Origin of the sequence: Natrinema salinisoli (assembly GCF_020405205.1) — an archaeon.
In the GTDB taxonomy this organism is placed as follows: domain Archaea; phylum Halobacteriota; class Halobacteria; order Halobacteriales; family Natrialbaceae; genus Natrinema; species Natrinema salinisoli.
Map to the genome: position 1 here is coordinate 1,055,293 of NZ_CP084469.1, position 25,517 is coordinate 1,080,809.

General features: G+C 64.8%; 23 protein-coding genes and 1 pseudogene. 21 read left to right on the plus strand and 3 right to left on the minus strand.

Annotated elements, in window-relative coordinates; all coding sequences use genetic code 11:
• The first annotated feature begins 6 nt into the window (after nt 1-6).
• From LDB05_RS05250 to LDB05_RS05290, 9 genes are all read left to right on the plus strand, one after another.
• Nucleotides 7-363, plus strand: coding sequence for an RNA polymerase Rpb4 family protein (locus LDB05_RS05250; protein ID WP_226006873.1), 357 nt, complete (start codon nt 7-9; stop codon nt 361-363).
• 45 nt (nt 364-408) lie between these two features.
• Nucleotides 409-1,005: a DUF655 domain-containing protein gene (locus tag LDB05_RS05255; protein WP_226006874.1), complete on the plus strand. Its 597-nt coding sequence runs from the start codon at nt 409-411 to the stop codon at nt 1,003-1,005.
• Between the two features lie 618 nt (nt 1,006-1,623).
• Nucleotides 1,624-2,463 carry a 16S ribosomal RNA methyltransferase A gene (locus LDB05_RS05260; RefSeq protein WP_226006875.1) on the plus strand — a complete coding sequence of 280 codons (840 nt, stop codon included), beginning with the start codon at nt 1,624-1,626 and terminating at the stop codon, nt 2,461-2,463.
• A 113-nt stretch (nt 2,464-2,576) separates the two neighbouring features.
• The gene (locus LDB05_RS05265; RefSeq protein WP_226006876.1) at nt 2,577-3,740 is read left to right on the plus strand and encodes a mechanosensitive ion channel family protein; all 1,164 of its coding nucleotides are present in this window, start codon (nt 2,577-2,579) and stop codon (nt 3,738-3,740) included.
• Nucleotides 3,741-4,313 carry a HemK2/MTQ2 family protein methyltransferase gene (locus LDB05_RS05270; RefSeq protein WP_226006877.1) on the plus strand — a complete coding sequence of 191 codons (573 nt, stop codon included), beginning with the start codon at nt 3,741-3,743 and terminating at the stop codon, nt 4,311-4,313.
• Nucleotides 4,314-4,383: 70 nt separating this feature from the next.
• Nucleotides 4,384-5,595 (plus strand): outer membrane protein assembly factor BamB family protein, encoded by a 1,212-nt coding sequence (locus LDB05_RS05275; RefSeq protein WP_226006878.1) that lies wholly within the window; start codon nt 4,384-4,386, stop codon nt 5,593-5,595.
• A gap of 229 nt (nt 5,596-5,824) precedes the next feature.
• The gene (locus tag LDB05_RS05280) at nt 5,825-6,829 is read left to right on the plus strand and encodes a 5-methyltetrahydropteroyltriglutamate--homocysteine methyltransferase (protein WP_226006879.1); all 1,005 of its coding nucleotides are present in this window, start codon (nt 5,825-5,827) and stop codon (nt 6,827-6,829) included.
• On the plus strand, nt 6,826-7,899 hold the full coding sequence (locus LDB05_RS05285) for a methionine synthase (RefSeq protein ID WP_226006880.1): 1,074 nt from the start codon (nt 6,826-6,828) through the stop codon (nt 7,897-7,899). The genes LDB05_RS05280 and LDB05_RS05285 overlap by 4 nt, the downstream gene beginning before the upstream one ends.
• Before the next feature lie 267 nt (nt 7,900-8,166).
• Nucleotides 8,167-10,689 (plus strand): glycoside hydrolase family 3 protein, encoded by a 2,523-nt coding sequence (locus LDB05_RS05290; RefSeq protein ID WP_226006881.1) that lies wholly within the window; start codon nt 8,167-8,169, stop codon nt 10,687-10,689.
• A 50-nt stretch (nt 10,690-10,739) separates the two neighbouring features.
• On the opposite strand, the gene LDB05_RS05295 is transcribed toward LDB05_RS05290, so the two are convergent.
• Together LDB05_RS05295 and LDB05_RS05300 are read right to left on the minus strand one after the other, a co-directional pair.
• On the minus strand, nt 10,740-11,351 hold the full coding sequence (locus tag LDB05_RS05295; RefSeq protein ID WP_226006882.1) for a hypothetical protein: 612 nt from the start codon (nt 11,349-11,351) through the stop codon (nt 10,740-10,742).
• Nucleotides 11,352-11,509: 158 nt separating this feature from the next.
• Nucleotides 11,510-12,349: a DUF8054 domain-containing protein gene (locus LDB05_RS05300; RefSeq protein ID WP_226006883.1), complete on the minus strand. Its 840-nt coding sequence runs from the start codon at nt 12,347-12,349 to the stop codon at nt 11,510-11,512.
• A 218-nt stretch (nt 12,350-12,567) separates the two neighbouring features.
• On the opposite strand from LDB05_RS05300, the gene LDB05_RS05305 reads away from it, so the two are divergent.
• The 11 genes and pseudogenes from LDB05_RS05305 (at nt 12,568) to LDB05_RS05355 (ending at nt 23,747) form a co-directional block, all read left to right on the plus strand.
• Complete coding sequence (locus LDB05_RS05305) at nt 12,568-13,644, plus strand: TrmB family transcriptional regulator (RefSeq protein ID WP_226006884.1); 1,077 nt, start codon at nt 12,568-12,570, stop codon at nt 13,642-13,644.
• A 180-nt stretch (nt 13,645-13,824) separates the two neighbouring features.
• Nucleotides 13,825-15,291 (plus strand): extracellular solute-binding protein, encoded by a 1,467-nt coding sequence (locus LDB05_RS05310; RefSeq protein ID WP_226006885.1) that lies wholly within the window; start codon nt 13,825-13,827, stop codon nt 15,289-15,291.
• Between the two features lie 2 nt (nt 15,292-15,293).
• On the plus strand, nt 15,294-16,307 hold the full coding sequence (locus LDB05_RS05315) for a carbohydrate ABC transporter permease (RefSeq protein WP_226006886.1): 1,014 nt from the start codon (nt 15,294-15,296) through the stop codon (nt 16,305-16,307).
• Between the two features lies 1 nt (nt 16,308).
• Nucleotides 16,309-17,319 carry a carbohydrate ABC transporter permease gene (locus LDB05_RS05320; protein ID WP_226006887.1) on the plus strand — a complete coding sequence of 337 codons (1,011 nt, stop codon included), beginning with the start codon at nt 16,309-16,311 and terminating at the stop codon, nt 17,317-17,319.
• A gap of 2 nt (nt 17,320-17,321) precedes the next feature.
• Entirely contained in the window at nt 17,322-18,542 is a 1,221-nt protein-coding gene (locus LDB05_RS05325) for an ABC transporter ATP-binding protein (RefSeq protein ID WP_226006888.1), read from the plus strand.
• Complete coding sequence (locus LDB05_RS05330) at nt 18,535-18,738, plus strand: DUF8005 family protein (RefSeq protein ID WP_226006889.1); 204 nt, start codon at nt 18,535-18,537, stop codon at nt 18,736-18,738. Before LDB05_RS05325 ends, LDB05_RS05330 begins: the two co-directional genes overlap by 8 nt.
• A gap of 48 nt (nt 18,739-18,786) precedes the next feature.
• Nucleotides 18,787-19,866 (plus strand): annotated as a pseudogene (locus LDB05_RS05335) (Gfo/Idh/MocA family protein); the annotation flags it as partial.
• Between the two features lie 191 nt (nt 19,867-20,057).
• The gene (locus tag LDB05_RS05340; RefSeq protein ID WP_226006891.1) at nt 20,058-21,026 is read left to right on the plus strand and encodes a sugar phosphate isomerase/epimerase family protein; all 969 of its coding nucleotides are present in this window, start codon (nt 20,058-20,060) and stop codon (nt 21,024-21,026) included.
• Between the two features lie 98 nt (nt 21,027-21,124).
• Nucleotides 21,125-22,252 (plus strand): Gfo/Idh/MocA family protein, encoded by a 1,128-nt coding sequence (locus LDB05_RS05345; RefSeq protein WP_226006892.1) that lies wholly within the window; start codon nt 21,125-21,127, stop codon nt 22,250-22,252.
• 248 nt (nt 22,253-22,500) lie between these two features.
• A complete protein-coding gene (locus tag LDB05_RS05350) occupies nt 22,501-22,758 on the plus strand; it encodes an SHOCT domain-containing protein (RefSeq protein WP_226006893.1) in 258 nt (85 codons plus the stop codon).
• Nucleotides 22,743-23,747: a zinc-binding dehydrogenase gene (locus tag LDB05_RS05355; protein ID WP_226006894.1), complete on the plus strand. Its 1,005-nt coding sequence runs from the start codon at nt 22,743-22,745 to the stop codon at nt 23,745-23,747. The genes LDB05_RS05350 and LDB05_RS05355 overlap by 16 nt, the downstream gene beginning before the upstream one ends.
• 46 nt (nt 23,748-23,793) lie before the next feature.
• Here LDB05_RS05355 and LDB05_RS05360 read toward each other — a convergent pair whose 3' ends face one another.
• Nucleotides 23,794-24,042, minus strand: coding sequence for a hypothetical protein (locus LDB05_RS05360; protein WP_226006895.1), 249 nt, complete (start codon nt 24,040-24,042; stop codon nt 23,794-23,796).
• A gap of 109 nt (nt 24,043-24,151) precedes the next feature.
• Between LDB05_RS05360 and LDB05_RS05365 the strand changes: the two genes are divergently transcribed.
• A complete protein-coding gene (locus LDB05_RS05365; RefSeq protein WP_226006896.1) occupies nt 24,152-25,384 on the plus strand; it encodes an HD domain-containing protein in 1,233 nt (410 codons plus the stop codon).
• Nucleotides 25,385-25,517: the final 133 nt, after the last annotated feature.

Below are 25,517 nucleotides of genomic sequence, written 5' to 3' on the forward strand. Positions count from 1 at the left end.
TCAGGGATGACGATCTTCAAAGAGATCGTCGACGAGGAGTTCCTGACGGTCTCGGAAACGAAGGAGCTGCTCGCCGACATCGAAGCCGAACGCGCGATGGACGAGGATCGCGAGCTGCGCTACGAGCTCGCGCGAGCGATCGAACACGCCAACCGCTTTGCCGTCCTCGAGCCCGAGGAGGCACAGGCGCTGGTCGACGACCTGCAGGACATCGAGAAGGTCGACGAAGCGACGGCCTACAAGATCGCCAACCTCCTGCCGCGCGACCGGGACGAACTCCGGTCGGTGTACGCAAAGCAGCGGTACTCGCTGTCGGGGGACGAACTCGACGAAATTCTCAACGTCGTCGCCAAGTACGCCTGAGAGCGAGCCGACTCTTTAAGTACGCCGTCACCGTATCATACCGCAATGAGCGAAGCCGATGGCGACGAGACGGACGTTCGGCGCGCGGTCGTGTTGGACTACCTCGCACACGGGCTGTCGGACGACGGCCGACCCCAGTACGCGAAGTCCCCGGCAGGCTACGCTGTCGGCATCGAAGACTTCCAGCTCTACCAGGTCGCGTTCGACGAGGACGAGCGCCTGACCATCGGGAGCGAGGTCGTCGTCGAACCGCAGGGTGAACGGGACATCGTCACCGAGTGCCACCGCGTCGAGTACGACGACCTCTCCTCGGGCGCGCAGTCGGAACTCGAGTACGTCGTCCAAGATCTGGTCGAAGAGCACGAGGAACGGTTCGTCGACTTCTACAACGACGCCCAGCCGATCACGCTGCGACTCCACCAACTGAACCTGCTGCCGGGGATCGGGAAGAAACTCCGCAACAGCATCCTCGACGAACGAAAGCGCAAGCCCTTCGAGAGTTTCGAGGAACTCTCCGAGCGGGTGTCCGGGCTGCACGATCCCGATCAGATCCTCGTCGACCGCATCCTCGAGGAGCTTCGCGACGACGATTTGAAGTACCAGACGTTCGTGGGCCGGCGCGAACAGGAACAGAATCAGTAGGCCAACGGCGGCCGCCGAGGACGAGTCGGATTTTCCACGCCGATGTCGTTGCGCAGAGACACAGTCGTGGCCACACTGAGGGAGGTGCAGCTGGAAGTCTTCGAACCGATCGGTTGGACGGAACGGCGTGACTCGAGTTCGATCGTCCGAAAGTTATGGAGGAATGCTGCGCCGGACGAAGTGCTTGAGCAGTCCGGTGAGAGCGACGTCCACAATTGATAGCAATTTCGGATGATGAGTACGAGTGAACGTGCAAATGCGACGAGCATCCGCGAGCGAAGCGAGCGGTTTCCCGCCGGAACGGGCGACGCCCGTGAAGGCGGCCGTTTTAGCGTAGATTTGTGCGCCGAGTGGTGAGCGAGCGGTGCGCGGTTCGGGGCGAACGGAGTGAGCGAGAACCGCGTCAAGTGCGAACGGCGAAGTCGTTCGAGAGGCGCTTTGCACCTCTCGTGACCGAGCGAATCTGCGATCCGCGAGGTCCGCGAAACCGACGGTTTCGCGTGATGACGAGACGCCGCAGGCGTCTCGAACCACCGTGAGCGAAGCGAGCGAACCCGAGGCGGAAAAAGGGACGTGTGAGACGGTGCGTTTACACGCCCCCCAGCCGAATCGTCGGCAATGAGAGATCCTGACGGACTGATCGCCCGCGCGGGCGTGCGCGGCGATCCGAACCGCGATCAGCACTTCCTCGTCGACGATCGCGTTTTGGACCGACTGCCGACCTATCTGACAGAGATCGACGCCGACACGAGCCACCTCCTCGAGATCGGCGGCGGAACGGGCGCGCTAACGGATCGACTGCTCGCGATCGGCGACGAGGTCACGGTCGTCGAGCGGGACCGCGAACTCGCCGCGTTCCTCCGCGAAGAGTTCGCAGACGAGATCGACGCCGGCGAACTGACCGTGATCGAGGGCGACGCCCTGGAAGTCGAGCTCCCCGAATTTACCGCGTCGGTCTCGAACCTCCCCTACGGCGTTTCGAGCGAGATCGCGTTTCGACTCTTTCCGGAAAAGAAGCCGCTGGTCTTGATGTTTCAACAGGAGTTCGCCGAGCGGATGGTCGCCGAATCCGATACGTCGGAGTACGGGCGACTGTCCGTCTCGAGCCAGCACTACGCGGATATCGAACTCGTCGAATCGATCCCGAAGGAGGCGTTCTCGCCGCCGCCAGCGGTCCAGAGCGCGGTGATTCGAGCGGTTCCGCGGGAGCCCGACTACGCGGTCGAGAACGAGGAGTTCTTCCTGCGGTTCGTCAAGGCGCTGTTCACGCAGCGGCGAAAGACCATCCGGAACGGGATTCGGAATACGGCTCACATCTCCGGACTCGAGGAGCCGGAGGCGGTCGTGGACGCGGCCGAGGACGACGTGCTCCAGAAGCGGGCCGGTGCGATGGCGCCGGCGGATTTCGCCGCACTGGCCCAACTCGCGTGGGATGTCGGCGAGCCCGACGATCGCTAATCCCCGTCGCGGCCGAAGATGGGCGAAAGACTCCCGTCGGAGCCGGCGACTACCCGAACCCCCAACCAACGGATACTCAAAGCTGCACTGACGAGAGGCTGAGAGACGAACGCATGACCGGACTACTGACTGGGCCCGATTGGTTGTCGGAGCTGTTTCCGACGACCCCCCTCAAACTGGCGGTGTCGGTCGTAGCGGTCGGACTCGTCATCGCCGTGCTGGTCTCCTATCGGCGGCACCACACGTGGCTGGCCGACCGGACGAGGCCGATGTACGCCGACGTGCTTTCGATGACGCTGCTCATCGGAAGCTGTCTGGTGAGCCTCGTCGTCGTGACGGGCGTGTGGGGTCGGACGAACGAGATTCAGCAACTCTTTGCCGGTCTCAATCTCAGTACCGAAACCGTTCCCCGTGCCGTGTTTTCCTTCGTCCTGCTCGTCGCGACCGTCATCGTCTCGCGGTTCGTCCGACGGATCATCGAGGAGGTGATGAACTCGGCGGCGGCCGTCACGGAACATCAGCGACAGGTCACGCATCGGCTCTCGCAGGTGACCATCTGGTCCGCTTCGCTCGTCATCATCCTGGGGATCTGGATCGAGGACCTCGGCAGTCTGCTCGTCGGGGCCGGGTTCCTCGGGATCGTTCTCGGGATGGCCGCCCGGCAGACCCTCGGAACGATGCTGTCCGGATTCGTCCTGATGTTCGCACGCCCCTTCGAGATCGGCGACTGGATCGAGGTCGACGACAACGAGGGGATCGTCACCGACATCTCGATCGTCAACACCCGCATCCGGTCGTTCGACGGCGAGTACATCATGATCCCCAACGACGTCATCGCCTCGAGCATGGTAACCAACCGCTCGAAGCGCGGCCGGCTACGACTCGAGATCGAGGTCGGCGTCGACTACGGCACCGACGTCGACCGAGCGGCAGAGCTCGCGGCGGAAGCGGTCGAAGACGTCGAGGAGGCGATGACCGCACCGTCGCCGCAGGTCGTCGGCAAGTCCTTCGGCGACTCGGAGGTGGTGCTGGGGGTCCGGTTCTGGATCGACAAGCCGAGTGCCAGACGCTATTGGAAGGCCAGAACCGCCGCTATCGACGCCGTCAAGCGCGCGTTCGAGGACGAGGACGTCAAGATTCCGTTCCCGCAGCGCGAACTCTCCGGCCGTGCGGAAACCGACGGCCTCCGGATCGCCGACGAGGACCGACACCCGCCGTCGGACGAGCGAGACAGTCGCGGGACGGAACACCGCATGACGTCACCGGAGGACACGTAGATGGGGCTCGAGGAGCGCCGCGATCGGGAACCGGACGTCTACCAGCCCGCGGAGGACTCGGAGCTGCTCGCCGAGGCGGCCTGCGAACGACTCGCGGAGAGCGAACTCGTCCTCGAGGTCGGAACCGGCTCCGGCTACGTCGCCGGACGGATCGCCGACGAGACGAGCGCTCGCGTGATCGCGTCGGATCTCAACCCACACGCCGTGCGACAGGCCCGTAGGGAGGGGGTCGAGACGGTGCGGGCGGATCTCGTCTCGCCGTTTCGGGACGAGACGTTCGATGCCGTCGTGTTCAATCCTCCCTACCTGCCGACCGACCCCGAGAACGAGTGGGACGACTGGATGGAACACGCCCTGTCTGGCGGCGAGGACGGCCGGGCCGTCATCGATCCCTTCCTCGAACACGTCGGCCGCGTCCTCGCTCCCGATGGGGTCGTCTACCTGCTCGTCAGCAGCCTCACCGGGGTCGACGGGGTCGTCGAGCGGGCCGGCGAGGCCGGCTTCAGTGCGGTCGCCGTCGCCGACGAGTCGTTCCCGTTCGAGACGCTGACGGTGCTCGAGTTGCTCCGGTAGCGGCCGAAAAGCTGGCAACGAAAATACGTCATCCGAAGATTCTTTTCCGATGGGTGAGAGGTTTCGAGTGATGCCCTCCACCCGCCGAACCCTGCTGACGACCGTCGGTGCGACCGGTGGGAGCGTCGCATTCGCCGGTTGTTCGCTGCTCTCGCGAGTCAGGGGCCCCGACGACCCGCCGCCGTCCGGTGTCGACGAGCTACCGGATCCCGGGAATAGCGCCCGCGGTGCGAACGGCGAATGGTCGACGTTCGGTTGTAATGCGGCCAACACCCGCGAGGTTGCTGACGGTCAAGCACCGGTCGATGGCGTCACCGAGCGCTGGCGCGTGGAAGTCGCACAACTCACCTATCAGGCACCCGTCGTCGCCGGCGGACGCGTCTATCAACCCGACGTGGACACGCTTCGGGTCCTCGACGCCGCCGAGGGGACGGAACTCTGGACGGATGAGAGCGTCGAGAGGGCGCCGCTGATCTGGAACGACGTCGCCTACGTTTCGACCGGGGATGCGATTCGCGCGCTCGAGGCCGACACGGGCGAGCAACTTTGGGAACGGGAATTCGAGACGCCCGGTGCGGTAACGGCGCCGGCGACGCGCGCCGGTGAGCAACTCATCTGTGGCGCAGGGGAACGAGTCGTCGCACTCGATCCCGACGACGGGACGGTTCGGTGGGACCGCGAGGTCTTCGGACAGATACAGGACCATCCAGCCGTCTTCAAGGCCCACTGGTTCGTCATCACCACTCGAGCCGGGATGGTGTATCTGCTGGACAGGGACGGAATGGGTGGACGACGGTGGCAACTACCCGCCGAGCCGACGGCGCCGCCCAGCGCGGACACCGACTCGGTCTACGTCAACTGCAGAGACGGAACCACGTACGCGCTGATGGACGACGGGTTATCGGACCCGACTCGGAACTGGACGGCCGATACCGGCTGGGCCGACCGCGGCATTGCCGTGGCCGACGGTCTCGTTCTCGTCGCGAACGGGCAGGGGCTTCACGCCGTCGATACCGAATCCGGTGATCGACACTGGAAACACGGCATCGGCGATTGGCGACACACTGCGCCGGCGTACGGTCGCGACACCGTCTTCGTCGGCGGCGACCGTCTTCACGCAGTGGACCCGACGCCTGGAGACAGTCCGGGCGGCGGCCCTGCAGTCCGGTTCGAGCGAGAGTTCGCGGGCCGCGTCGGCCCCGGTCCGGTCCTCGACGACGGCACGATCTACGTCGTGGCGCAGGTCGATGACGAGACGTACGCCCTGCTGGCACTGGAGTGATACTGCGGATCCCCTCGCGGAGTCCGATACACCCGAATCGACTCGCCCACCGATAGCGGCCCCTCTCGGTGTCGGGCCGACAGCCGTTCGTCGGGTAGCAGGAGTGTGGCGCTTGTTCACGCACGTCTCGAAATCGGGCCCGGAATCGGCCGAAACCCGGGCAAATTACTGCTGTGTATTAGAACGGATGGAAAATATTAAGCGTCGGTATAGCCTAGCCGGGGACACGATGACTGAGTACGTTTCGACCACGCCGGGGCTGTATCCGCTCCCGGACTGGGCGAAAGACGACCTTTCGGATCTGAAAGGGCACCAGAAACACGACCTCATCAGCGGCGATGAAGGCGAGGAAATTACGACGGCCTACGAGGAGGCTCGCGAGGAAGTGATCGGCGTCCAGCAGGATGCCGGTCTCGACCGCATCGTCGAAGGCCAGCTGCGCTGGGACGACATGCTCGCCCACCCGCTGGCGGTCGCCGACGCCGTCGAAACGCGCGGGATCGTCCGCTACTACGACAACAACAACTTCTACCGAGAGCCGGTCGTACAGGACGACCTCGAGCCCACCGGCGACGTCGCCGACGAACTCGAGACGGCAGCCGAACTGGCCGACGGTGACGATCTGCAGGCCGTCCTCCCCGGTCCGTACTCGCTCGCCGATCTCGCCACCGACGAACACTACGGCGACGAGGCGGAGTTCCTCGGCGCCATCGCGGAGTTCCTCGAGGGCGAGGTCGACGCCTTCCCCGCACACGAGACGCTGTTCCTGCTCGAGCCCTCGCTGGTCGAGAGTGCACCCGAGGACGGGCGGGACGAGCGAGCCAGCGAGGCGATCGATCGCGTCGCGAGCGCGACGGACGCCGACGTCGTCGTCCAGCCCTACTGGGGCGCGCTCGAGGAGAAGGTCTACGCGCACCTGCTCGACGCCGATATCGACGCGGTCGGCTTCGACTTCGTCGCAAACCAGGACGACAACCTCTACAACATTCAGGAGTACGGCGCACCCGACGACATCGCGCTGGGCCTGGCTGACGGCCAGAACACGCTCGTCGAGGACCCCGAAGCGATCCGCGACCGGACCGAGTGGGTCGAAGGCCAGCTCGGCGTCACCGACTTCGAGACGGTCTACCTGACGACGAACACGGAGACGTTCTACCTGCCCTACGGCAAGTACGTGGAGAAACTCGAGGTCCTTGCCGAAGCAGCGGACCTCGCGGAGGTGAAAGCAGCATGAGCAACGAAAACAAAGACCAGTTCCGACGGCCCGATCACGAGTCCGACCACTTCCTGCTGACGACCGTCGTCGGCTCCTACCCCAAGCCCAAGTGGCTCAACCGCGCGAAGGAGCTCTACCAGGACGACGATCACGGCTTCGACGAGGACGATTATCAGGAGGCCAAAGACGACGCGGCGCGGCTCATCACGAACGAACACGAGCGCGCCGGCCTCGACGTCGTCGTCGACGGCGAGATGCGGCGCAACGAGATGGTCGAGTTCTTCGCCCACCGCATCGAGGGCTACGAGTTCAACGGCCCCGTCAAGGTCTGGGGACACAACTACTTCGACAAGCCCAGCGTCGTGAGCGAGGTCGAGTACGACGAAAGCTGGCTCGTCGACGAGTACGAGTTCACCGCCGAAGCGAGCGATCGTCCGGTCAAGGTCCCCATCACGGGCCCCTACACCCTCGCGAACTGGTCGTTCAACGAGGCCTACGATGACGACGACGAGCTCACCTTAGAGCTCGCCGACCTCGTCAACGAGGAGATCGAGAAGCTCGTCGACGCCGGCGCTCGCTACATCCAGATCGACGAGCCCGCGCTCGCGACCACGCCCGACGACCACGCCATCGTCGGCGAGGCGCTCGAGCACATCGTCGCCGACATTCCCGACGACGTCCGCATCGGCCTCCACGTCTGTTACGGCGACTACTCGCGTATCTACCCCGAGATCCTCGAGTTCCCGGTCGACGAGTTCGACCTCGAACTCGCGAACGGCGACTACGACCAGCTCGACGTGTTCAAAGACCCCGAGTTCAGCAAGGACCTCGCCCTCGGCGTCTGCGACGCCCACGTCGCCGAGGTCGAGTCCGTCGAGCAGATCGAGGAGAACATCAAGAAGGGCCTCGAGGTCGTCCCGCCGGAACAGCTCGTCGTCTCGCCGGACTGCGGCGTGAAGTTGCTGCCCCGCGAGGTCGCCTACGGCAAGATGGCGAACATGGTGCAGGCGGCTCGCAACGTCGAGGCGGATCTCGACGCGGGTGAGATCGACGTGGAACGCGGTGCGCCGACGCCAGCAGACGACTGACCGGCGTTTCGACGCAGTCGACAGTCCGCTCCGTGTACTGTTTCTCCGTCAAATCGATCGTCTTGCCCGATAGTCGCGGGTCCAAGTTGGGAGTCCGCGCTCCTCACTGATCCCGTGATACCTCTTCCGTTCGGTACTCTTGTTGACGATTGTCATTTTTCATAGAAAATATTTATTTAGATACGAGTTGCAGTATTGTCTCGCATGTCAGATAATAACCGATCGGTACACGGTTCGGAATCAATCGATGACTCTCGACGGACGTTTATGAAAACGACCGGTGTGGCGACCGCAGCGTCCACGATTGGCGTCGGAACGAATACAGCCGCTGCCGAGGGCGATGCCGACGACATCGGCGGTCTAATCGGCGAGATGAGCCTCGAGCAGAAGGTCGGCCAGATGACGCAGGTAGCGATCGACGACCTCGGCGACGGGTTCGGTCCCGACACCGAGTTCAACGATCACGACGACGTCGACACGCTCGGCGAGCTGTTTACCGATCTCCACGTCGGATCGGTCCTCAACGGCGGCGCGTCCGGCCCGACGTGGGACGGGGAGGAGTTCGTCGCGGGACTCAACCGCCTTCAGGAGTACGCCGTGACGAACACCGATCACGGGATCCCCTTCCTCTGGGGCGGGGACGCCCTCCACGGAAACACCTTGCTGGACGGCTGCACGAGCTTCCCCCAGCGGCTCAACATGGGAGCGACCCGCGACGTCGAACTCGTCGAGGCGGCGGCGACACACACCGGAAACGAAATCGCGGCGATGGGCGGCCACTGGATCTTCGGTCCGACGGTCGACGTGCTCCGCGACATGCGCTGGGGGCGGTACTTCGAGGGCCACAGCGAGGACTCGATGCTGCTGGGCGAACTGGGGCGAGCGCGAGCGCGCGGGTTCCAGCGAAGCGATCGCGTCGCCGCGACGGTCAAACACTTCGCCGGCTACGGAACGCCCAATACCGGCAAGGATCGCGCACACGCTCGGACATCGATGCGGGATCTCCGCACACGTCAACTCCCGGCCTACGCGCGAGCGCTCGAGGAGGCAGAGACAGTGATGGTCAACAGCGGGGCCGTCAACGGCAAGCCCGCCCACGCCTCGCAGTGGCTGCTGACGCAGGTGCTGCGGGAGCGGTACGGGTTCGACGGCGTCGTCCTGACCGACTGGGACGACTTCGAACGGATGCTCTCGAACCACGAGTACCTGCCCGATACGGAGGCGGGCTGGCGCGAGGCGGTCAGGCAGGGACTCGAGGCCGGGATCGACATGCACATGTGTGGCGGGGAGACGCCGCCGACGAAGTTCATCGAGACGACGATCGATCTCGTCGAAAGCGGTGAAATCCCCGAAGAGCGAATCGACGAATCGGTCCGTCGGATCCTCGAACTGAAGCGCGACCTCGGTCTGTTCGAGCAGCCGACGGTCCCGGAGGACGAGATCGGCGACCTCGTCGGCGGTGCGCAGGAGGTCTCCGAGCGACTCGCCAAGGAGTCGCTGGTTCTGCTGGCGAACGAGGGCGACGCGCTCCCGCTCGAGGGTCCCGAATCATTGCTGTTGACCGGGCCGGGGATCGAGGCGGGAACGGAGAACCGGTTCCTGATGCAACACGGGGGCTGGACGCTCGGCTGGCAGGGGATCGAGGACGGAGACCTGACCGAGGAGGGGCCGCGGCCGCGACAGAACACCATCGCGGACGAGCTCTCCGACCGGCTCGACGAGCGGTTCACGCACGTCCCGACCGAGTTCGAGGCCGCACCCTACACAAGTATCTACGAGAACTTCGACAACGGGTTCTTCGACGTGACCGACGAACAGGAGGCGGCGGTCGTCGACGCCGCCGGGACGGCCGACGCCGTCGTCGTCGTTCTCGGCGAAGGGCCCCACAACGAGGGATTCGGGGACCGCGATAAGATGGGCTTCCCGAAGGCGCAGCGAGAACTCGTGGCGCTGGTCGACGGGGAAACCGCGGACGACGTTCCCATCATCGGCGTGATCCTCGCCGGCAGCCCGCGCGGAACCGCTGACACGTTCGATCATCTCGACGCGATCCTGTTCGCTGGTCAGCCCGGCAGCGATACCGGCGTCGCGGTAACCGACGCGCTCTTTGGCGACTACAATCCCTCGGGGCGGCTCCCGTTCACCTGGGAGTCGAACGTCGGTCACGTGCCGCTGTTCTACGACGACTATCCGCCGCGCCAATCCGTCGGCGCGGCCGACGGCATGATCCAGTACGAGTTCGGACACGGCCTCTCGTACACAGAGTGGGAGTACTCGGGGCTCTCGCTGTCGACGAACTCGATCAGAAACCCCGCGTCGACCGCGACCGTCACGGCGACCGTCGGCGTCGAGAACGTCGGCGATCGGGCCGGCGAGCACATCGTGGAGGTATACAACACCGAGTTCTACGGGTCCGTCCTGCAGCCCCACCGTCGGCTGATGGGGTTCGAGCGAGTCGCCCTCGAGCCGGGCGAGTCCGCGACCGTCGATGTCGAACTCGACCTCGCGACGCTCGAGGTCGTCCCCGGCGACGTGCCCGGTGACAGAGCGAAGGTCGTCGAAGCCGGCGAGTACGAACTCTCGGTCGGCGACGAGACGACGACGCTGACCGTCGAGAACGAGGCGTCGATCACGGACCCCGAACCGGTACCCGGCCGGTACGACATCGACGGCGACGGCGAAGAGGACTTCGAGGACGTGATGGCCCTCTACCGGCGACTCAAGCGCCGGAAGCGACGAGGGAAACGCGGGCGCGGGCGAGAACGGGATCGGGGCCATCCAGGCCGTTAACGGGTCCCGTAACGGGGTATCGTCTCCTCGAGAGCGACGATGGGACGGCGTCAGGGACCGTGCTCCCAGTCGCGAGGATCGACATCCAACGATCGACCGCCCGTCCCGATGCCGATCGCGCCGTCCCGTCGAACGGTGATCCCGTAGCCGAACAGGGTCAGTTCGAAGATCACGTCGGTCTCCGACCCGCCGTCGCCGCGGATCGGTTCGTCGACGGCGAACTCGATCGACTCGATCGCCTGTCCGTCGTCCGCGATCGGCTCGAACGTCGTCGCAGTCAGGCCTCGGATGGTCCCCTCGACGGTAAACGCGATCACACCGGACGACAAATCGACCGAATCGGCGTCGTCAGTCGACGGACGGGCCGCCCGAATATCGTCCGCGATGTCCTCCCCGTCCGGCCTGGCGATGCCGACGTCGACGTCATCGAGGCGGAGCGATGCCGGCCCCGTCAGGTCGATCGAGACGGGGTCCGATTCCGCGGCTGAGACCGTGACTCCAACCGGATTCAGCGTCGCTCCCTCGAATTCGGCAAGCAAGGCGGAAACGACCGTCAGGGTGCCTTCGATGGCGAACTCGAGACGGTTCGGTGGCTCGGTCCGGATGTCGACGCCGTTCAATCGGATACTCTCGTGCTCGTCGGGGTCGATTCGGATGCTCATTCGGTCCTCGTACCTCCTCGTAGGACCCGAGTGGGTGAAACGTTATCGTGGATCACGGAACAGACGTGTTCGCAGACGAACGGATTTCACTGATTCATCGCGACGCGCTATCGGTCGATCCGGGTTCGAATAGCGTCGTCCGATCCGCCGATGCACCGCTAGTCGAACGTGAACAGTCGAACGTCGCAGTCGGGGCAGAACAGCTTTTCCTGCGGCGTCGACCCCGCGGGCGTCACTTCACCGCAACAGGTCGCTCGCGAGACCGTCAGTTCCCCCTCGCAGCGGGGACACCGTTCGAGGAGCGACCGCAACGGCCGGCCGGCAGCGAGGCGCACCGATTCGTCGTCGATTCGCGATTCGAGAGCGCGGGCGGCGGCGAGTTCGGCGATCGCGACTCCCTCGTCGAGCGTGCCGGTCTGCCTTCCGTTCCCCTCGAGACGGATGGTCGACTCCCGGCCGCGCCAGTCGAGCCCGACCGTGGCGTCGATAGCGGGGTCGGTCAGTTCGTCGGCTTCGGCGGCGAGTGTGTCGAGGCCGCGACCGCGGAGTTGGGCCATCTCGTGGCGCCAGTCGTCACGAAACGAGTCCTCGAGCGAAAGCTCCTCGCCGTCGGGAACGACTACACCTGTCTCGAGCAGTGCGGTGACGACTGCGTCACCGGATGGGGGATTCGTCTCGGCGGTCCCGTCGGTGGCGATGCCGGTTTTCGACAGCGAGTCGGCGTCGCGATCGGTGTGGGTGCCGTACTCGAAGCCGTCGAACGGGAGCGCGGCAACCAGTTGCGGCGCGAATTTCGGGGTGTACGGCACCAGATAGCCGCGAAGCCAGAGCGCCACGGTACCGACGACGGCGAGTAGCGCGGCCAGGAGGCGGCGGCCGGTGATCGTCAGTATCCCGACGGCGATCGTCAGTAGAACGCTGTTCGTAACCGTACACGGCCAGCACCGATTGTCGCCAGTGTACTCCGGCCGCCGGAGCCGCTCCGTCGTGTCGTCCATAGCGGGCCAGTTGCGATTCGGTCACCTTGAATATGGCCACCACAGCCAGTCTTTTTTACAACGGGTGTTATATACAGTCGAGATGCACACAGGCGGAACTGCTATTCGAACACTGGTACCCCGCTCCGATCGAACGCGACGGACCGGTCGACGTGAGGCGCTGACCGGGCTGTCCGCGCTGTCGGCGTCGATCGAACGATCACGCGAGGTGAGAACCGATGGACGGTGACGAACTGGTCGAGATCCTCGAGGACGCGGGACTATCGCCGTATCAGGCGGACGCGTTCGTCACGTTGCTCGGGCTGGGATCGGCGTCGGCGACCGACATCGCGCAGGCCAGCGACGTCCCGGATCCGCGAATCTACGACGTCCTGCGGGGACTCGAGGAGAAGGGGTACATCGAGACCTACGAACAGGACAGCCTCCACGCCCGGGCGCACGATCCGGCCGACGTGCTGGCCGACCTCCGATCGCGAGCGAACCGCTTCGAGACGGCGGCGGACGAGATCGAGGATCGCTGGAGTCGCCCGGACATCGAGGAACACAAGGTGAGCATCGTCAAGCGGCTCGATACGGTCCTGACACGAGCCGACGAGCTGATTCGGTCCGCGACGAATCAGGTCCAGATCGGACTCACTCCCCCGCAGTTCGACGATCTCTCGCCGGCGCTGGAAGAGGCCCACGAGAACGGCGTCGACATCAAGATCTGTCTCTTTCCGATACTGAGCGACGAGTCCCCGGTTCCGTCGACGGACGCGCTTTCCCGGGCGTGTTCGGAGGCGCGGTACCGCGACGTTCCGTCGCCGTTCGTCGCACTCGTCGACCGATCCTGGACCTGTTTCTCCCCGCACGGTGGGTCGACCAACGAGTACGGCGTGATCGTCAACGATCGGACCCACGCCTACGTCTTCAACTGGTACTTCCTCACCTGTCTCTGGGACGTCCACGAGGTGCTGTACTCGGCGCGCAGTGACGAGCCGCCGATGACGTACGTCGACCTTCGGCACTGTCTCCGCGATATCGAACCACTGCTCGAGGACGGGCGAACGATCGAAGCGACCGTCGAGGGCTTCGAGACGGAGACGGGACGGGAAGTGTCGTGCCGCGGAACGGTCACCGATATCACCTATGCTGGCGTCTCTGCGAGCGATGGAAAGACGACGCCGCTCAACCAACTCGCCGGCAAAGCGTCGCTGACCCTTACCACCGAGGACGGAACGTACTCCGTCGGGGGCTGGGGAGCGATGCTCGAGGACTACGAAGCGACGCGGATCACGATCGAGGCGGTCGACTGAGGAACCGCCGTTAGACGTCTCTAATTGCCGCCGTTTGGATTTCTGATCCAGTAGCGACTGCCCCGACGCGATCGTCGATGGGGGCTCGCGCTGGGGCGAGCGATGGTCGCTATTTTGTTAACAACACCTGTTGTAAGCCATCCATTAATTATATAATAAGTGACTATCATACGGATGTATATGAGTGATACACACTCTCATGGTGACGACACTGGATCGAGCGTCTCGCGGCGAACGTTCGTCAAAGCAGCGGGCGCGAGCGGGGCAACGGCCAGCCTCGCCGGCTGTATCTACGGTGGCGAGTCCTCGTCGGAGGATTCGGTCGTCTGGGGTATCGACCCGAACGCCGAAGAGGCGGTCGGTGACGAGATCGTATCCCTCCTGCAGGAAAACGGCGCGGACGGGATCGACATCGAGCTCCAGCCCGGCGACGAGGACACGGGAGCGCGACGCGACACGTACACGAACCTGCTGCAGGCCGGCGAGACGCAGCCGGACCTGTTCCTGATGGACAACGGGTGGGTGAACGTCTTCATCCAGCGCGGCCAGATCGCCAACCTCAGTGAGGAACTCGAGGACGACGACCTCTCGACGGTCCAGGACGAGTACTTCGAGGCGTTTACCGATACGGCGCGCGATCCGGAATCGGGCGATCTCTTCGGCGTGCCGATCTTCCCGGACTACCCGACGATGCAGTACCGCAAGGACTACGCGCGGGAAGCCGGCTACGACGAGTCCGACTTCGACCAGTGGGCCACCGAGCCGATGACCTGGCAGGAGTGGGCCGAGATCACCGAGGAGATCGTCGCCGCCTCCGACGCGGAGTACGGTCTGGCGACTCAGTGGGACATCTACGAGGGGACGTCTTGCTGTACGTGGAACGAAGTCATGTCGTCGTTCGGCGGCGCCTACTTCGGCGGACGCGACAATCTCTTCGGTCCGGTCGGTGATCGTCCGGTGACCGCGGACGAACCGGAGTTCATCGAGGGACTGAAAATGATGCGAACGTTCGTCGCCGAGGAGCAGGGCGAACACACCCTCGAGGAGTACCCGACCGGAATCGCCACCCCGGACATCACCTCGTGGGCGGAGGAAGACGCTCGTAAAGCCATTCTCGACGGCGAGGCCGCCATGCAGCGAAACTGGCCCTACGCGATCAACCTGAACACCGACGGTGCCGAGGACCCGATCCCGGTCGAGGACTACGGCGCCATGCCGATTCCCTACGCCGTGAGCGAAGACGAAGCAGCCCAGCCCGGGACCGGCGGCACCACGGCCGCGCTCGGCGGCTGGCATATCGTCCTCAACCCCAACTCCCAGAACAAGGAGCAGGCCCTCGAGGTCATTCGCGCGACGATGACCGACGAGTTCAACCTCGGCATGTTCGAACTCTACGGCTGGATCCCCCCGAAGCCGAGCCTGTTCGAGACCGAGGAGGCCGAATCGGTCGAGCCGATGGGGAACTACATGCAGACGCTCCGCGTCGCCGGTGAGAACGCGATGCCACGGCCCGTAACGCCGGTCTGGCCCAACGAGTCCAGCCTCATCGCCGAGGAAGTCAACGCGGCTGTCGCCGGCGACAAGAGTCCGGAAGACGCCGCCGCGGATCTCCAGACCGGCCTCGAGGACATCGAATCTCAGGAGTAACGATGAGCACCGAAGACCGAACGCCCGGCCCCGCGCGTGAATCGAATCGATCGGGGCCGATCGTCGCGTTCACGCGGTGGATGGAGAACCTCGGCGAGACGGGGTTCGCCTATCTGCTGTTGACGCCGGTGTTCGTACTACTGACGACGATCGCACTCTATCCGCTGTTGCGGACGCTCGAGCTGTCGATGTATCAGGGCGTCCTATCGGACCCGGAGTTCGTCGGGCTCGAGAATTACGTGCAGCTGTTTACCGGTGCGGCCGACTCCCGACTGCCGGGGTCGACGACGTTCCTGCCGTCGATCAGCGTCGACGGTACGTTCCCGTTCATCCACGTCGGTGGGGTTTTGCGGAGCGCGCTCGCGGTGACGCTCGTCTTCACCGTCGTGAGCGTCTTCTTCGAGACGATCATCGGCTTCGGACAGGCGCTGGTACTCGACCAGGACTTCCGCGGCCGCCGGTGGGTTCGCGCCGCGATCATCATCCCGTGGGCCATCCCGATCGTCGTCCAGGGGATGATGTTCTTCCTGATGTTCCACCCGAGCGCCGGCTTCCTGACGGAACCGCTGGCCAATTTGGGGATCGTCGAACCGACGAACACCCTCAACGATCCGGGCAGTTCGCTGCTGATCATCATGGTGTCGGACATCTGGAAGACGACGGCGTTCATGGCGTTGCTCATCCTCGCCGGGCTCCAGAGCATCGACCGCAGCCTCTACGACGTCGCGGAGGTCGCCGGCGCCACCAAGTGGCAACAGTTCAAGCTGATCACGTTTCCGCTGGTGTTGCCGACGCTCGGCATCGCGATCCTGTTCCGGACGATCCAGGCGATGCGGATCTACGGCCTCATCGATTCGGTTTCGACCTGTTCGACCGTCCCGTCGCTGTCGTGTATGGTCGTCACGACGTTCAACACGAACCGGGGCCTCGCGGCCGCGATCGCGTTCGTCACCGCGGGGATCATCGCCATCGCCGTGCTCGGCGTGATCTACCAACAGTACAAGGAGGGATTCTGAAATGACACCACCGACCGACACCACGTCCGAATCGGGCGACGACGAGACCAGGGGGCCACTCGAGCGGTGGGTCAACGGCGTCGTCACCGAGCCCGACAAGCGCAAGCGGCTGTACAGAGCACTGTTCTACGTCATCACCGGGTTCTTCCTCGTGACGACGTTGTTCCCGTTCTACTGGCTCCTGGTACTCGCCCTGACGCCGAGCGGCGAGATCACGTCCGGTGGCTGGAACGTGGCCGTTCCGCTACTCGGCCAGGTGCCGTTCCCGACGCCGCAGGGATTCAACGTCGCGGCGTTCGTGGAGGTCTTTCAGCAGGTGCCGTTCCACCTCTACGTCTTCAACAGCTTCGTGCTCGCGATCTCCACGACGGCCATCGTCATCGTCCTGGCGAGTCTCGCGGGTTACGTCTTCGGTCGCCTCGAGTTCCCGGGCCGCGGCGTGATGATGCTCGGCATCCTGGCGATCTCGTACTTCCCGCCGGCGGCGTTCCTGATCCCGCTGTTCGAAGCGTTCCTCGGGAACCCGGTAGTGGTGCCGTTTCTGGGGATCGAGTTGTTCACGCCGCCGCGGCTGGTCAACACGCCGCCGTCGATGATCATGCCCTTCAGCGCGCTGTTCCTCCCGCTGTCGATCTTCATCCTCACCACGTTCTACTCGCAGATCCCGGACGGGCTCGAGGACGCGGCTCGCGTGGAGGGGACGACGCGGCTGGGCGCGCTGTTCCGGGTGATCATGCCGCTGTCGGCACCCGGCGTCGTGACCGCGGCCGTGTTGACGTTCATCGCGGTGTACAACGAGTACTTCTTTAGCTCGATCATGTCGCTACAGAACGAACCCACCCAGTGGTCTCCGCTGGTGGGCGGCATTCTGAGCTATCAGACGCAGTATACGACGGACTACAACCTGATGGCGGCGGCGAGCATCGTCGGTGTCCTGCCCATGCTCATCATCGTCATCTTCGCACAGGAAAAAATCGTCAGCGGACTGACTGACGGCGCACTCAAGGAATAACTATGGCACGAGTACAACTCGACAACGTCACGAAACGCTACGAAGACATCGTCGCCGTCGACGAGATGGATCTCGACATCAGGGACGGCGAATTCGTCTGTCTCGTCGGCCCCTCCGGTTGCGGGAAGTCGACGACGATGGAGACCATCGCCGGCCTCACCAAACCGACGGAGGGAACGATCACGATCGGTGACACCGACGTCACCAGACTCCCGCCGAAGGACCGGGGCGTCGCGATGGTCTTCCAGAACATCGCGCTGTTCCCGCACATGGACGTCTACGACAACATCTCCTTCGGGCTGCGACTCCGGAAGTTCGACAAAGAGGAGATCGACAGGCGCGTCGATCACGCCTCCGACATCGTCCAGCTCGAGGGGATGCTCGATCGGATGCCCGACGAGCTCTCCGGCGGGCAACAACAGCGCGTGGCGATCGCCCGCGCGATCGTCCGCGAACCGGACGTCTTCCTGATGGACGAGCCGCTGGCGAACCTGGACGCGAAGCTGCGCGTCCACATGCGGACAGAACTCCAGCGGCTGCACAAGCAACTCGACACGACGATCATCTACGTCACGCACGATCAGGCCGAGGCGATGACCATGTCGGATCGGATCGCCGTCATCAACGCCGGCGAACTCCAGCAGATCGATCCGCCGCTGGTCTGTTACAACGAACCGGCGAACCGGTTCGTCGCCGGCTTCATCGGCTCGCCGTCGATGAACTTCGTCGACGGCGAACTCACCGAGGACGGGCTGGAAACCGACCACTTCGACCTCGAGTTCGACGTCGACGGTCTCGATGTTGCGCCCGGAGAGGCCGTCACGATGGGAGTCCGTCCCGAAGACATCTATCCGGGCCGCTCCGAAGACTCGCCGGCCAGCGCCTCGGCGGTCATCGACGCGACCACCGACGTCCTCGAGCCGATGGGCGACGAGATCTTCGTCTACCTCACGCTCGACGACTCGGGCGGGCAGATGATGACGAGCGGAGAGGCGTCGGCCGCCTCGAATCAGCTGTTGATGAGCGTCGACCCCGACTCGGCGATCGAAGAGGACGACCAGGTCAGCGTCGTGCTCGACCGGTCGAAGATCCACCTCTTCGAGACGGAGTCGGGAGAGGCGATCACTCACGGACTTACCCAGCTATCGGGCCGGGCGGACGTATCCGGCTCGGAAACGGCGAGCACGCGGGCCGGTGCCGATTCCGGAGGTAGCCATGAGTGATATCGTGACGGTCGTCTATTACGGCGGCCTGCTCGTGCTCTACTTCTTCTGGATCTACGGGCTCGTCTCGTTCGGGCTCGATCTGAAGAACAAGGTCATCCCCGGAATCAAGCAGTATCGCCGCGGACGAAAGCGACGCGAAGAAAAACGAGCGCAAGATGATGAACGGACGACGAAAGAAGAACAGCTGTACTGAGCGCGGACGCGCCCCGTCCGTCGAAGCGAACGATTCGACGGAGGCCGGGCGATGAGCGACGACTACGCCGACGTCCGAACCGGTATCGTCGGCCTCGGCAACATCGGTCGGTACCACGCCGATCGTCTCGTCGACCTCGGCGTCCCGCTCGCCGGCGGGATGGACATCGATGCCGAGGCGCGCGCCTCGTTTACCGACCACTACGACGCGGCGGTCTACGACGACTATCACGACCTCTACGACGACGTCGACGCCGTCGTCATCACCACGCCGAACAAGTTCCACGAGGAGTACGCCGTCGCCGCACTCGAGCGGGGACTCCACGTCCTCCTCGAGAAGCCCCTGGCGCACACGATCGAGAGCGCCCGACGGATCGCCGACGCAGCGTCGACCGCCGAGGGAACCTTCAGAATCGGTTTCAACAATCGATTCCTGAACGCCGTCCAGCACATCCGCAATCGGATCGAGAACGGCGAGCTCGGGGAGGTCACGCACGTCGAAGCCAACTACGTCCGTCGGCGGGGCGTCCCCGGCCGCGGAACGTGGTTCACCCGCAAGGAAATTTCCGGGGGCGGTGCGCTCATCGACCTCGGGGTCCACGCGATCGACCTATCGATGTACTTGCTGGGCTATCCGGACGTGAAAGAAGTCTCCGGAGTCACCCGGTCCGAGTTCGGCGGTCGAGACGATTACGCGTACCTCAAGATGTGGGGGCCGGACAGCGGTCCGGGAACCTTCGACGTCGACGACTCTGCGAGCGCCTTCGTCCGCTGTGCGGGCGATCGGACGATTTCCCTCGAGACGGCCTGGGCGACCAACCGACCGGCGACCCACGAGTTCGTCGTCCGCGGCACGGAGGCCGCCGCCCGGTTCGATCTCAAGGACGGCGATCTCACGATCCACTCGGCGGGGTCAGACGGCCAAGATCACTTGCTCGATACGGCCGTCGAAATGCGCGAGAACGATACCCACACCGACGAACAGCGGGCGTTCTTCGACGCGATCACGACCAGCCGCGATATCGGCGGGGGTATCGACGAAGCGATGACCGTACAGCGGATCGTCGACGCGATCTACCGCTCGAGCGAGGGCGGCGGAACCGTCACGCTGGGTGACGCGGAGACCTGATCCGCAGGCCACTCGCGGACGGTCCGGCTCCCCCGGCCGCCGTTCGACGATTCGGAATCGAACGTCGGCGAGGACCGGCAATCGTTCGTCACTGAAGCGGTCTAGAGTAGTACGATTAGCCGTTTTTACAGCCATTTTACCACATTTAGTTTCGTGTAATTTATACTCGGTGAACGTGTGGTCGGAACTGTATGGATATCGGTGTACACACACCACCGCTCGCGGACGAATCGCTCGAGAACGCGCTCGCATATCTCTCCGACGCTGGCGCCGACGCGATCGAACCCGGGGTCGGCGGCTACCCCGGCGACGATCACCTCGACCGCCGGTCGTACCTCGACGACGAGGACGCACAGACCGAGTTGCAGGCCCTGCTCGAGGAGTACGAGATGCGAATCAGCGCGCTGGCGACGCACAACAATCCGCTCCATCCGGGCGACGAGCAGGCCCAGGAGGCGGACACCGAACTCCGCGAAGCGATCCGGCTGGCCGCCCAGCTCGAGGTCGGAACCGTCACCTGCTTCTCGGGACTGCCGGCCGGGAGTCCGACCGACGAGACGCCCAACTGGATCACCGCGCCGTGGCCGTCCGAACACGCCGACGCCCACGAGTACCAGTGGGACGTCGCCCTCGAGTACTGGCGGGACCTCGCCGAGCACGCGGACGATCACGGCGTCGATCTGGCCATCGAAATGCACCCGAACATGCTGGTGTACGAGCCCCACGGGATGGCGCGCCTGCGCGAGGAGACGAACGACCGCGTCGGGGCGAACTTCGATCCTTCGCACCTCTACTGGCAGGGAATCTCGATCACCGACGCCGTTCGCTTCCTCGGCGAACGGGATGCGATCCACCACGTCCACGCCAAGGACACCAAGATCTACGAGGAACAGGCCCGCGAGAAGGGCGTCCTCGATACGACGGCCTACGACGACGAGGCCGACCGCTCGTGGCTCTTTCGCTCCGTGGGCTACGGCCACGACGAGTCCCACTGGAAGGACTTCGTCTCGACGCTCCGAATGGTCGGCTACGACGGCGCGCTGAGCATCGAACACGAGGATTCGCTGACCAGTTCCCGCGAGGGCCTCGAGAAGGCGATCGACCTCCTCGAGCGAGCGGTCTTCCGGGAACAACCAGGCGAGGCGTACTGGGCGGAGTAGCTGCGTTCGAGCACGGTTCCGTCGGCTCCGGTGGCGACTCCGACGGACCGAACCGTATTACGGAAACTTCTAACAACACCAATAGTGAATGATGAGACATGACACTGGAAGTCGGTGTTCTCGGCTATCGATTCATGGGGAAAGCACACGCGAACGCGATGGCGCGGCTCCCGATGTTCTTCCCGGACGCGCCCGAGATCGAACGCAGCGTGCTGGTCGGTCGCGACGAGGACGCGCTTACCGAAGCCGCCGACCGACTCGGGTTCGCGTCGATCTCGACGGACTGGGCCGAGGTCGTCGACGACGTCGACGTCTTCTACAACCTTGGACCGAACCACGTCCACGCCGAGCCGTCGATCGCCGCCCTCAAGGCCGGGACGCCGGTCTTCTGCGAGAAGCCGCTGGCGCCGACCCTCGCGGACGCCGAGTCGATGGCCGAGGCGGCGCGCGAGGCCGGCGACGACGTGCCCGCGGGCTGTGCGTTCAACTACCGCTTCGTGCCGGCGATCCGGTACGCGAAGCGACTGCTCGACGACGGCGCACTCGGCGAGATCCGCCACGTCCGCGGTCGCTACTTGCAGGACTGGCTGGTCGACCCCGAGGCGCCGTGGTCGTGGCGCAACGACGAGGAGATGGCGGGCTCGGGGGCGCTCGGCGACCTCGGCGCACACACCGTCGACCTCCTGCGCTTCCTCGTCGGTGACGACGACCTCGCGGGCGAGATCGAACGCATCAGCGGTCACCTGCAGACGTTCGTCGACGAACGGCCGGTCGAGGGGAGTGACGAAACTCGCCCGGTCACCGTCGACGACGCCTACTCCGCACAGCTCGAGTACGAAAACGGCGCTATGGGCACCATCGAGGCCACCCGGAACGCGACGGGCCACAAGAACGACCACACCATCGAGATCCACGGCTCCGAGGGCAGCCTGCGGTTCTCCCTCGAACGACTGAACGAACTCGAGGTGCTCCGAACCGACGATAACCGCGGCTACGAGACGATCCTCGTTACCGACGAGGACGACCCCTACGTCGATCACTGGTGGCCGCCGGGCCACGTGCTGGGCTGGGAACACACGTTCGTCCACGAGAACTACGAGTTCCTCAGTGCGGTTGCCGACGGCAGCGAGTTCGCACCGAACTTCGAGGACGGACTGGCCGCACAGCGGGTGCTCGCCGCGATCGAGGAGAGCGACGACCGCGGCGAGTGGATCGAACTCGGGTAGTCGAAGCCGAGTAACGACGGTATAATGTCAGGATTTTGTAATACGACTGAGAACAACCGAGTGAGGATGGACGACCGAATTCGGCGGCTCGTCGCCAACGAGTGTGGTTAGTCGTCGCGGTCGTGACGTTGCCACTGGCGTTGCTCACGGGGGCGGCCGGACTCGAGATGCTCGCAGACGCGATCACGATCATCGGATAGTTCCTGCTCACGCCGATCCTGCTGTTCTGGGGCGACGAAGTCGCACTGTTGCTCGACGGCGACGACGCGTCGGAGTCCGCACCGACCGGCGACGCCGAACCGACCCCGCTCGAAGAACTCAAGCGCCGCTACGCCGCCGGGGAGATCGACGAGGCGGAGTTCGAACGGCGACTCGAGCGACTCGTGGCGGTCGACGAAATCCCGGACGATGCGACGCCGAACCGACCCGCTCGAGCGCGATTGCTGGAGGCGTCGAGTATTCCCCGCTGGCGACCCAACGAGGATTCGCTATGGCTTCGGAGATGACCGCCTACGTTATCGAGGAGTACGGCGACCCGGACGTCTTCGCGGAGACGACCCGCGAGGTCCCCGACCCCGGCCCGGACGAGATCCGCGTCGCGGTCGCTGCGTCCAGTCTCAACCCCGTCGATTACAAGATTCGGCAGGGAGCACTGTCCGACTTCGCCCCCGAGCTCCCGGCGATCCTCCACTGCGACGTGTCGGGCGTCGTCGATGCGGTCGGGGAGAACGTCGAGACGTTCGATGAAGGTGACGAGGTCTACGGCATGCCCGGCGGCGCGGGCAGACAGGGAAGCCTCGCCGACTCCGTCGTCGGCCACGCCGGAACGTTCGCCCGCGCGCCCGAATCGATCCCGCTCGAGGAGAGCGCGGCCCTGCCGGTCGTCGCGCTCACCGCCTGGGAACTGCTCGCCGACAAGACGAGCGTCGACATCGGCGACGATGTACTCGTCTACGGCGGCAGTGGCGGGGTGGGCCACATCGCCGTCCAACTGGCCCACTGGTTCGGCGCGGACGTCACCGCGACGGGCTCGAGCGAGGAAAAGCGCGACCTCGCCGAGCGACTCGGTGCCGACGCGACCGTCGACTACACGGCGGTCGACGTCGAGACGTACGTCGACGACCACGCCGGCGGCGACGGCTTCGACACCGTCGTCGATCCCATCGGTGACGAACACCTCGAGACGGCCTTCGAGGCGGTCCGGCCCTACGGTACCGTGGTGACGACGGAATCGAGCGCGGCCCAGGAACTGGACCTCGGGCCCATGCACGCGAACTCGCTCGAGCTGGGGGTCGTGCTCGTCATCCTCCCTGTGCTACTCGGCGACCGGCAAGAGCGAATCGGCGAGGAGCTCGCGGATATCGCGGCGCTCGTCGACGACGGCGCTATCGAACCGCACATCGACGACCGCTTCGCCTTCGACGCGGTCGCCGAGGCACACCGGCGCGGCGAGAGCGGGGACTTCCGCGGAAAGTTGTTGCTCGTCAACGAGTGAGCGATCGTCTCGGTCGACCGGTGTCGGTTCGAGGGAACGGGACTGACTACGACGACTCGATCTGGCCGACGGTCTGAATTTCGTCGTACCGAACGCCGCCCTCGCCGGGCGAATTGCCGTCGATCTCGAGATAGTCGGGTTCGAACCCCGTGACTTCGCCGGTGATGTCCATCTGGTGATCCTCCGTTCGTTCGGCGTCGCGAACCGTGACGATGTCGCCGATTTCGATGTGTTCCTCGACGAGCGCTTTCGCCCGATTCGCGTCGGCGTCGGCCGGAATCGTCAGATCGGTCATGGCAGTTCGAACCGTAGCACGGCGATGCCGGTAGTAGTTCAGCCGTGATACGCAACTCCGATACCGTCTCGGACGACCGTTTTTGTAGGAACGGGCCGAAACGCGACCAATGAAGATCATTAAGGACAGCGTCCACGACCACATTCAGGTCGACGGCGTCGCCCGGGAGCTCCTCGACACGCCGGAACTGCAACGACTCCGGCGAATTAGCCAGCTCGGGACCGTCTCCCTGGTCTATCCGTCGGCCAACCACACCCGCTTCGAGCACAGCCTCGGCGTCTACCACCTCGCCTGCGAGGCCCTCGAGCAACTCGACGTCGACGGCCGGCGAGCGGAACGGGTCCGCGCCGCGGCCATGCTCCACGACGTCGGCCACGGCCCCTTCAGCCACAACATCGAGTCGCTCACGCACCGCCGGACGGGGCGCTACCACGACGACGTTCACGAGCTACTGGCGGACGGAGCGGTCGGCGACGTGTTGCGGGATCACGGCCTCGAGCCCGCGGCGGTCGCGGATCTGGTCGCCGGCGAGGGACGGTTCGGCCAGCTCGTGTCGGGCGAGCTCGACGTCGATCGGATGGACTACCTGGTGCGCGACGCCCACCACACGGGCGTTCCCTACGGGACGATCGATCACGGTCGACTCGTTCGAGAGCTCACGTTCGCCGACGGCGAACTCGTCCTCGACGAAGGGAACGTCCAGACCGCGGAGAGCTTGCTGGTCGCGCGGGCGCTGATGAACCCGACCGTCTACAGCCACAGCGTCGCCCGGATCAGCAAGGCGATGCTCCGGCGGGCGTCCGAACGGCTGCTCGAGTCCTCGGCCGACGACCTCGACGCCGAGGCGCTCCAGCGGATGGACGACCACGATCTGATCGCGGCGCTACGCTCGTGCGAGGAGACGGCCGCGTTCTCCCGCCGGTTGGACCAACGGGATTTGTTCAAACGCGCGGTGTGGGCCGAGATGGACGACGTTCCGGGCGGGATCATCGAGGCCGATCACGAGACGATCCGCGGGTTCGAACGCGAGATCAGCGATCGGGCCGGCGTCGACCCGGACCACGTCATCCTCGACGTCCCGAGTCGCCCGTCGATGACGGAGTCGACGACGCGCGTCATGGTCAACGGTGAGATCCGGCGACTCGGCCAGCAGTCGCCGCTCGTGGACGCGCTGCGTGCGGCCCAGTACTCGCAGTGGCGACTCGGCGTCTATTCGCCGCCCGAACTGCGCGACCGGATCGGCCGAACCGCCGTCGACGTCCTCGGGCTGGATATCGACGGCGCGCTGGTCACCGAGGTCCGGGACGGATACGACGCGACGCTGGATCAGTTCGTCGACTAGCGGATTTCAGCGGCTTTCACAGTCGATTTCGCAAGTACAGGTCGCTCGAGATCGACGACCCGAACTGAGTTCGCGGTCGTTCCAACGCCGAACCGTCGAAGAGAGCCCGTCGTTCCGACCCCGAACGGTTGAA

Excerpts from the sequence above, each read along its gene's own strand:
- LDB05_RS05285 (WP_226006880.1), top strand. The coding sequence starts at position 6,826 with ATGAGCAACGAAAACAAAGACCAGTTCCGACGGCCCGATCACGAGTCC.
- LDB05_RS05340 (WP_226006891.1), top strand. The coding sequence starts at position 20,058 with ATGGATATCGGTGTACACACACCACCGCTCGCGGACGAATCGCTCGAG.
- LDB05_RS05330 (WP_226006889.1), top strand. The coding sequence starts at position 18,535 with ATGAGTGATATCGTGACGGTCGTCTATTACGGCGGCCTGCTCGTGCTC.
- LDB05_RS05365 (WP_226006896.1), top strand. The coding sequence starts at position 24,152 with ATGAAGATCATTAAGGACAGCGTCCACGACCACATTCAGGTCGACGGC.
- LDB05_RS05250 (WP_226006873.1), top strand. The coding sequence starts at position 7 with ATGACGATCTTCAAAGAGATCGTCGACGAGGAGTTCCTGACGGTCTCG.
- LDB05_RS05300 (WP_226006883.1), bottom strand. The coding sequence starts at position 12,349 with ATGGACGACACGACGGAGCGGCTCCGGCGGCCGGAGTACACTGGCGAC.
- LDB05_RS05310 (WP_226006885.1), top strand. The coding sequence starts at position 13,825 with ATGAGTGATACACACTCTCATGGTGACGACACTGGATCGAGCGTCTCG.
- LDB05_RS05280 (WP_226006879.1), top strand. The coding sequence starts at position 5,825 with ATGACTGAGTACGTTTCGACCACGCCGGGGCTGTATCCGCTCCCGGAC.
- LDB05_RS05325 (WP_226006888.1), top strand. The coding sequence starts at position 17,322 with ATGGCACGAGTACAACTCGACAACGTCACGAAACGCTACGAAGACATC.
- LDB05_RS05305 (WP_226006884.1), top strand. The coding sequence starts at position 12,568 with ATGGACGGTGACGAACTGGTCGAGATCCTCGAGGACGCGGGACTATCG.
- LDB05_RS05315 (WP_226006886.1), top strand. The coding sequence starts at position 15,294 with ATGAGCACCGAAGACCGAACGCCCGGCCCCGCGCGTGAATCGAATCGA.
- LDB05_RS05275 (WP_226006878.1), top strand. The coding sequence starts at position 4,384 with ATGCCCTCCACCCGCCGAACCCTGCTGACGACCGTCGGTGCGACCGGT.
- LDB05_RS05360 (WP_226006895.1), bottom strand. The coding sequence starts at position 24,042 with ATGACCGATCTGACGATTCCGGCCGACGCCGACGCGAATCGGGCGAAA.
- LDB05_RS05295 (WP_226006882.1), bottom strand. The coding sequence starts at position 11,351 with ATGAGCATCCGAATCGACCCCGACGAGCACGAGAGTATCCGATTGAAC.
- LDB05_RS05355 (WP_226006894.1), top strand. The coding sequence starts at position 22,743 with ATGGCTTCGGAGATGACCGCCTACGTTATCGAGGAGTACGGCGACCCG.
- LDB05_RS05260 (WP_226006875.1), top strand. The coding sequence starts at position 1,624 with ATGAGAGATCCTGACGGACTGATCGCCCGCGCGGGCGTGCGCGGCGAT.
- LDB05_RS05255 (WP_226006874.1), top strand. The coding sequence starts at position 409 with ATGAGCGAAGCCGATGGCGACGAGACGGACGTTCGGCGCGCGGTCGTG.
- LDB05_RS05265 (WP_226006876.1), top strand. The coding sequence starts at position 2,577 with ATGACCGGACTACTGACTGGGCCCGATTGGTTGTCGGAGCTGTTTCCG.
- LDB05_RS05290 (WP_226006881.1), top strand. The coding sequence starts at position 8,167 with ATGAAAACGACCGGTGTGGCGACCGCAGCGTCCACGATTGGCGTCGGA.
- LDB05_RS05320 (WP_226006887.1), top strand. The coding sequence starts at position 16,309 with ATGACACCACCGACCGACACCACGTCCGAATCGGGCGACGACGAGACC.
- LDB05_RS05270 (WP_226006877.1), top strand. The coding sequence starts at position 3,741 with ATGGGGCTCGAGGAGCGCCGCGATCGGGAACCGGACGTCTACCAGCCC.
- LDB05_RS05345 (WP_226006892.1), top strand. The coding sequence starts at position 21,125 with ATGACACTGGAAGTCGGTGTTCTCGGCTATCGATTCATGGGGAAAGCA.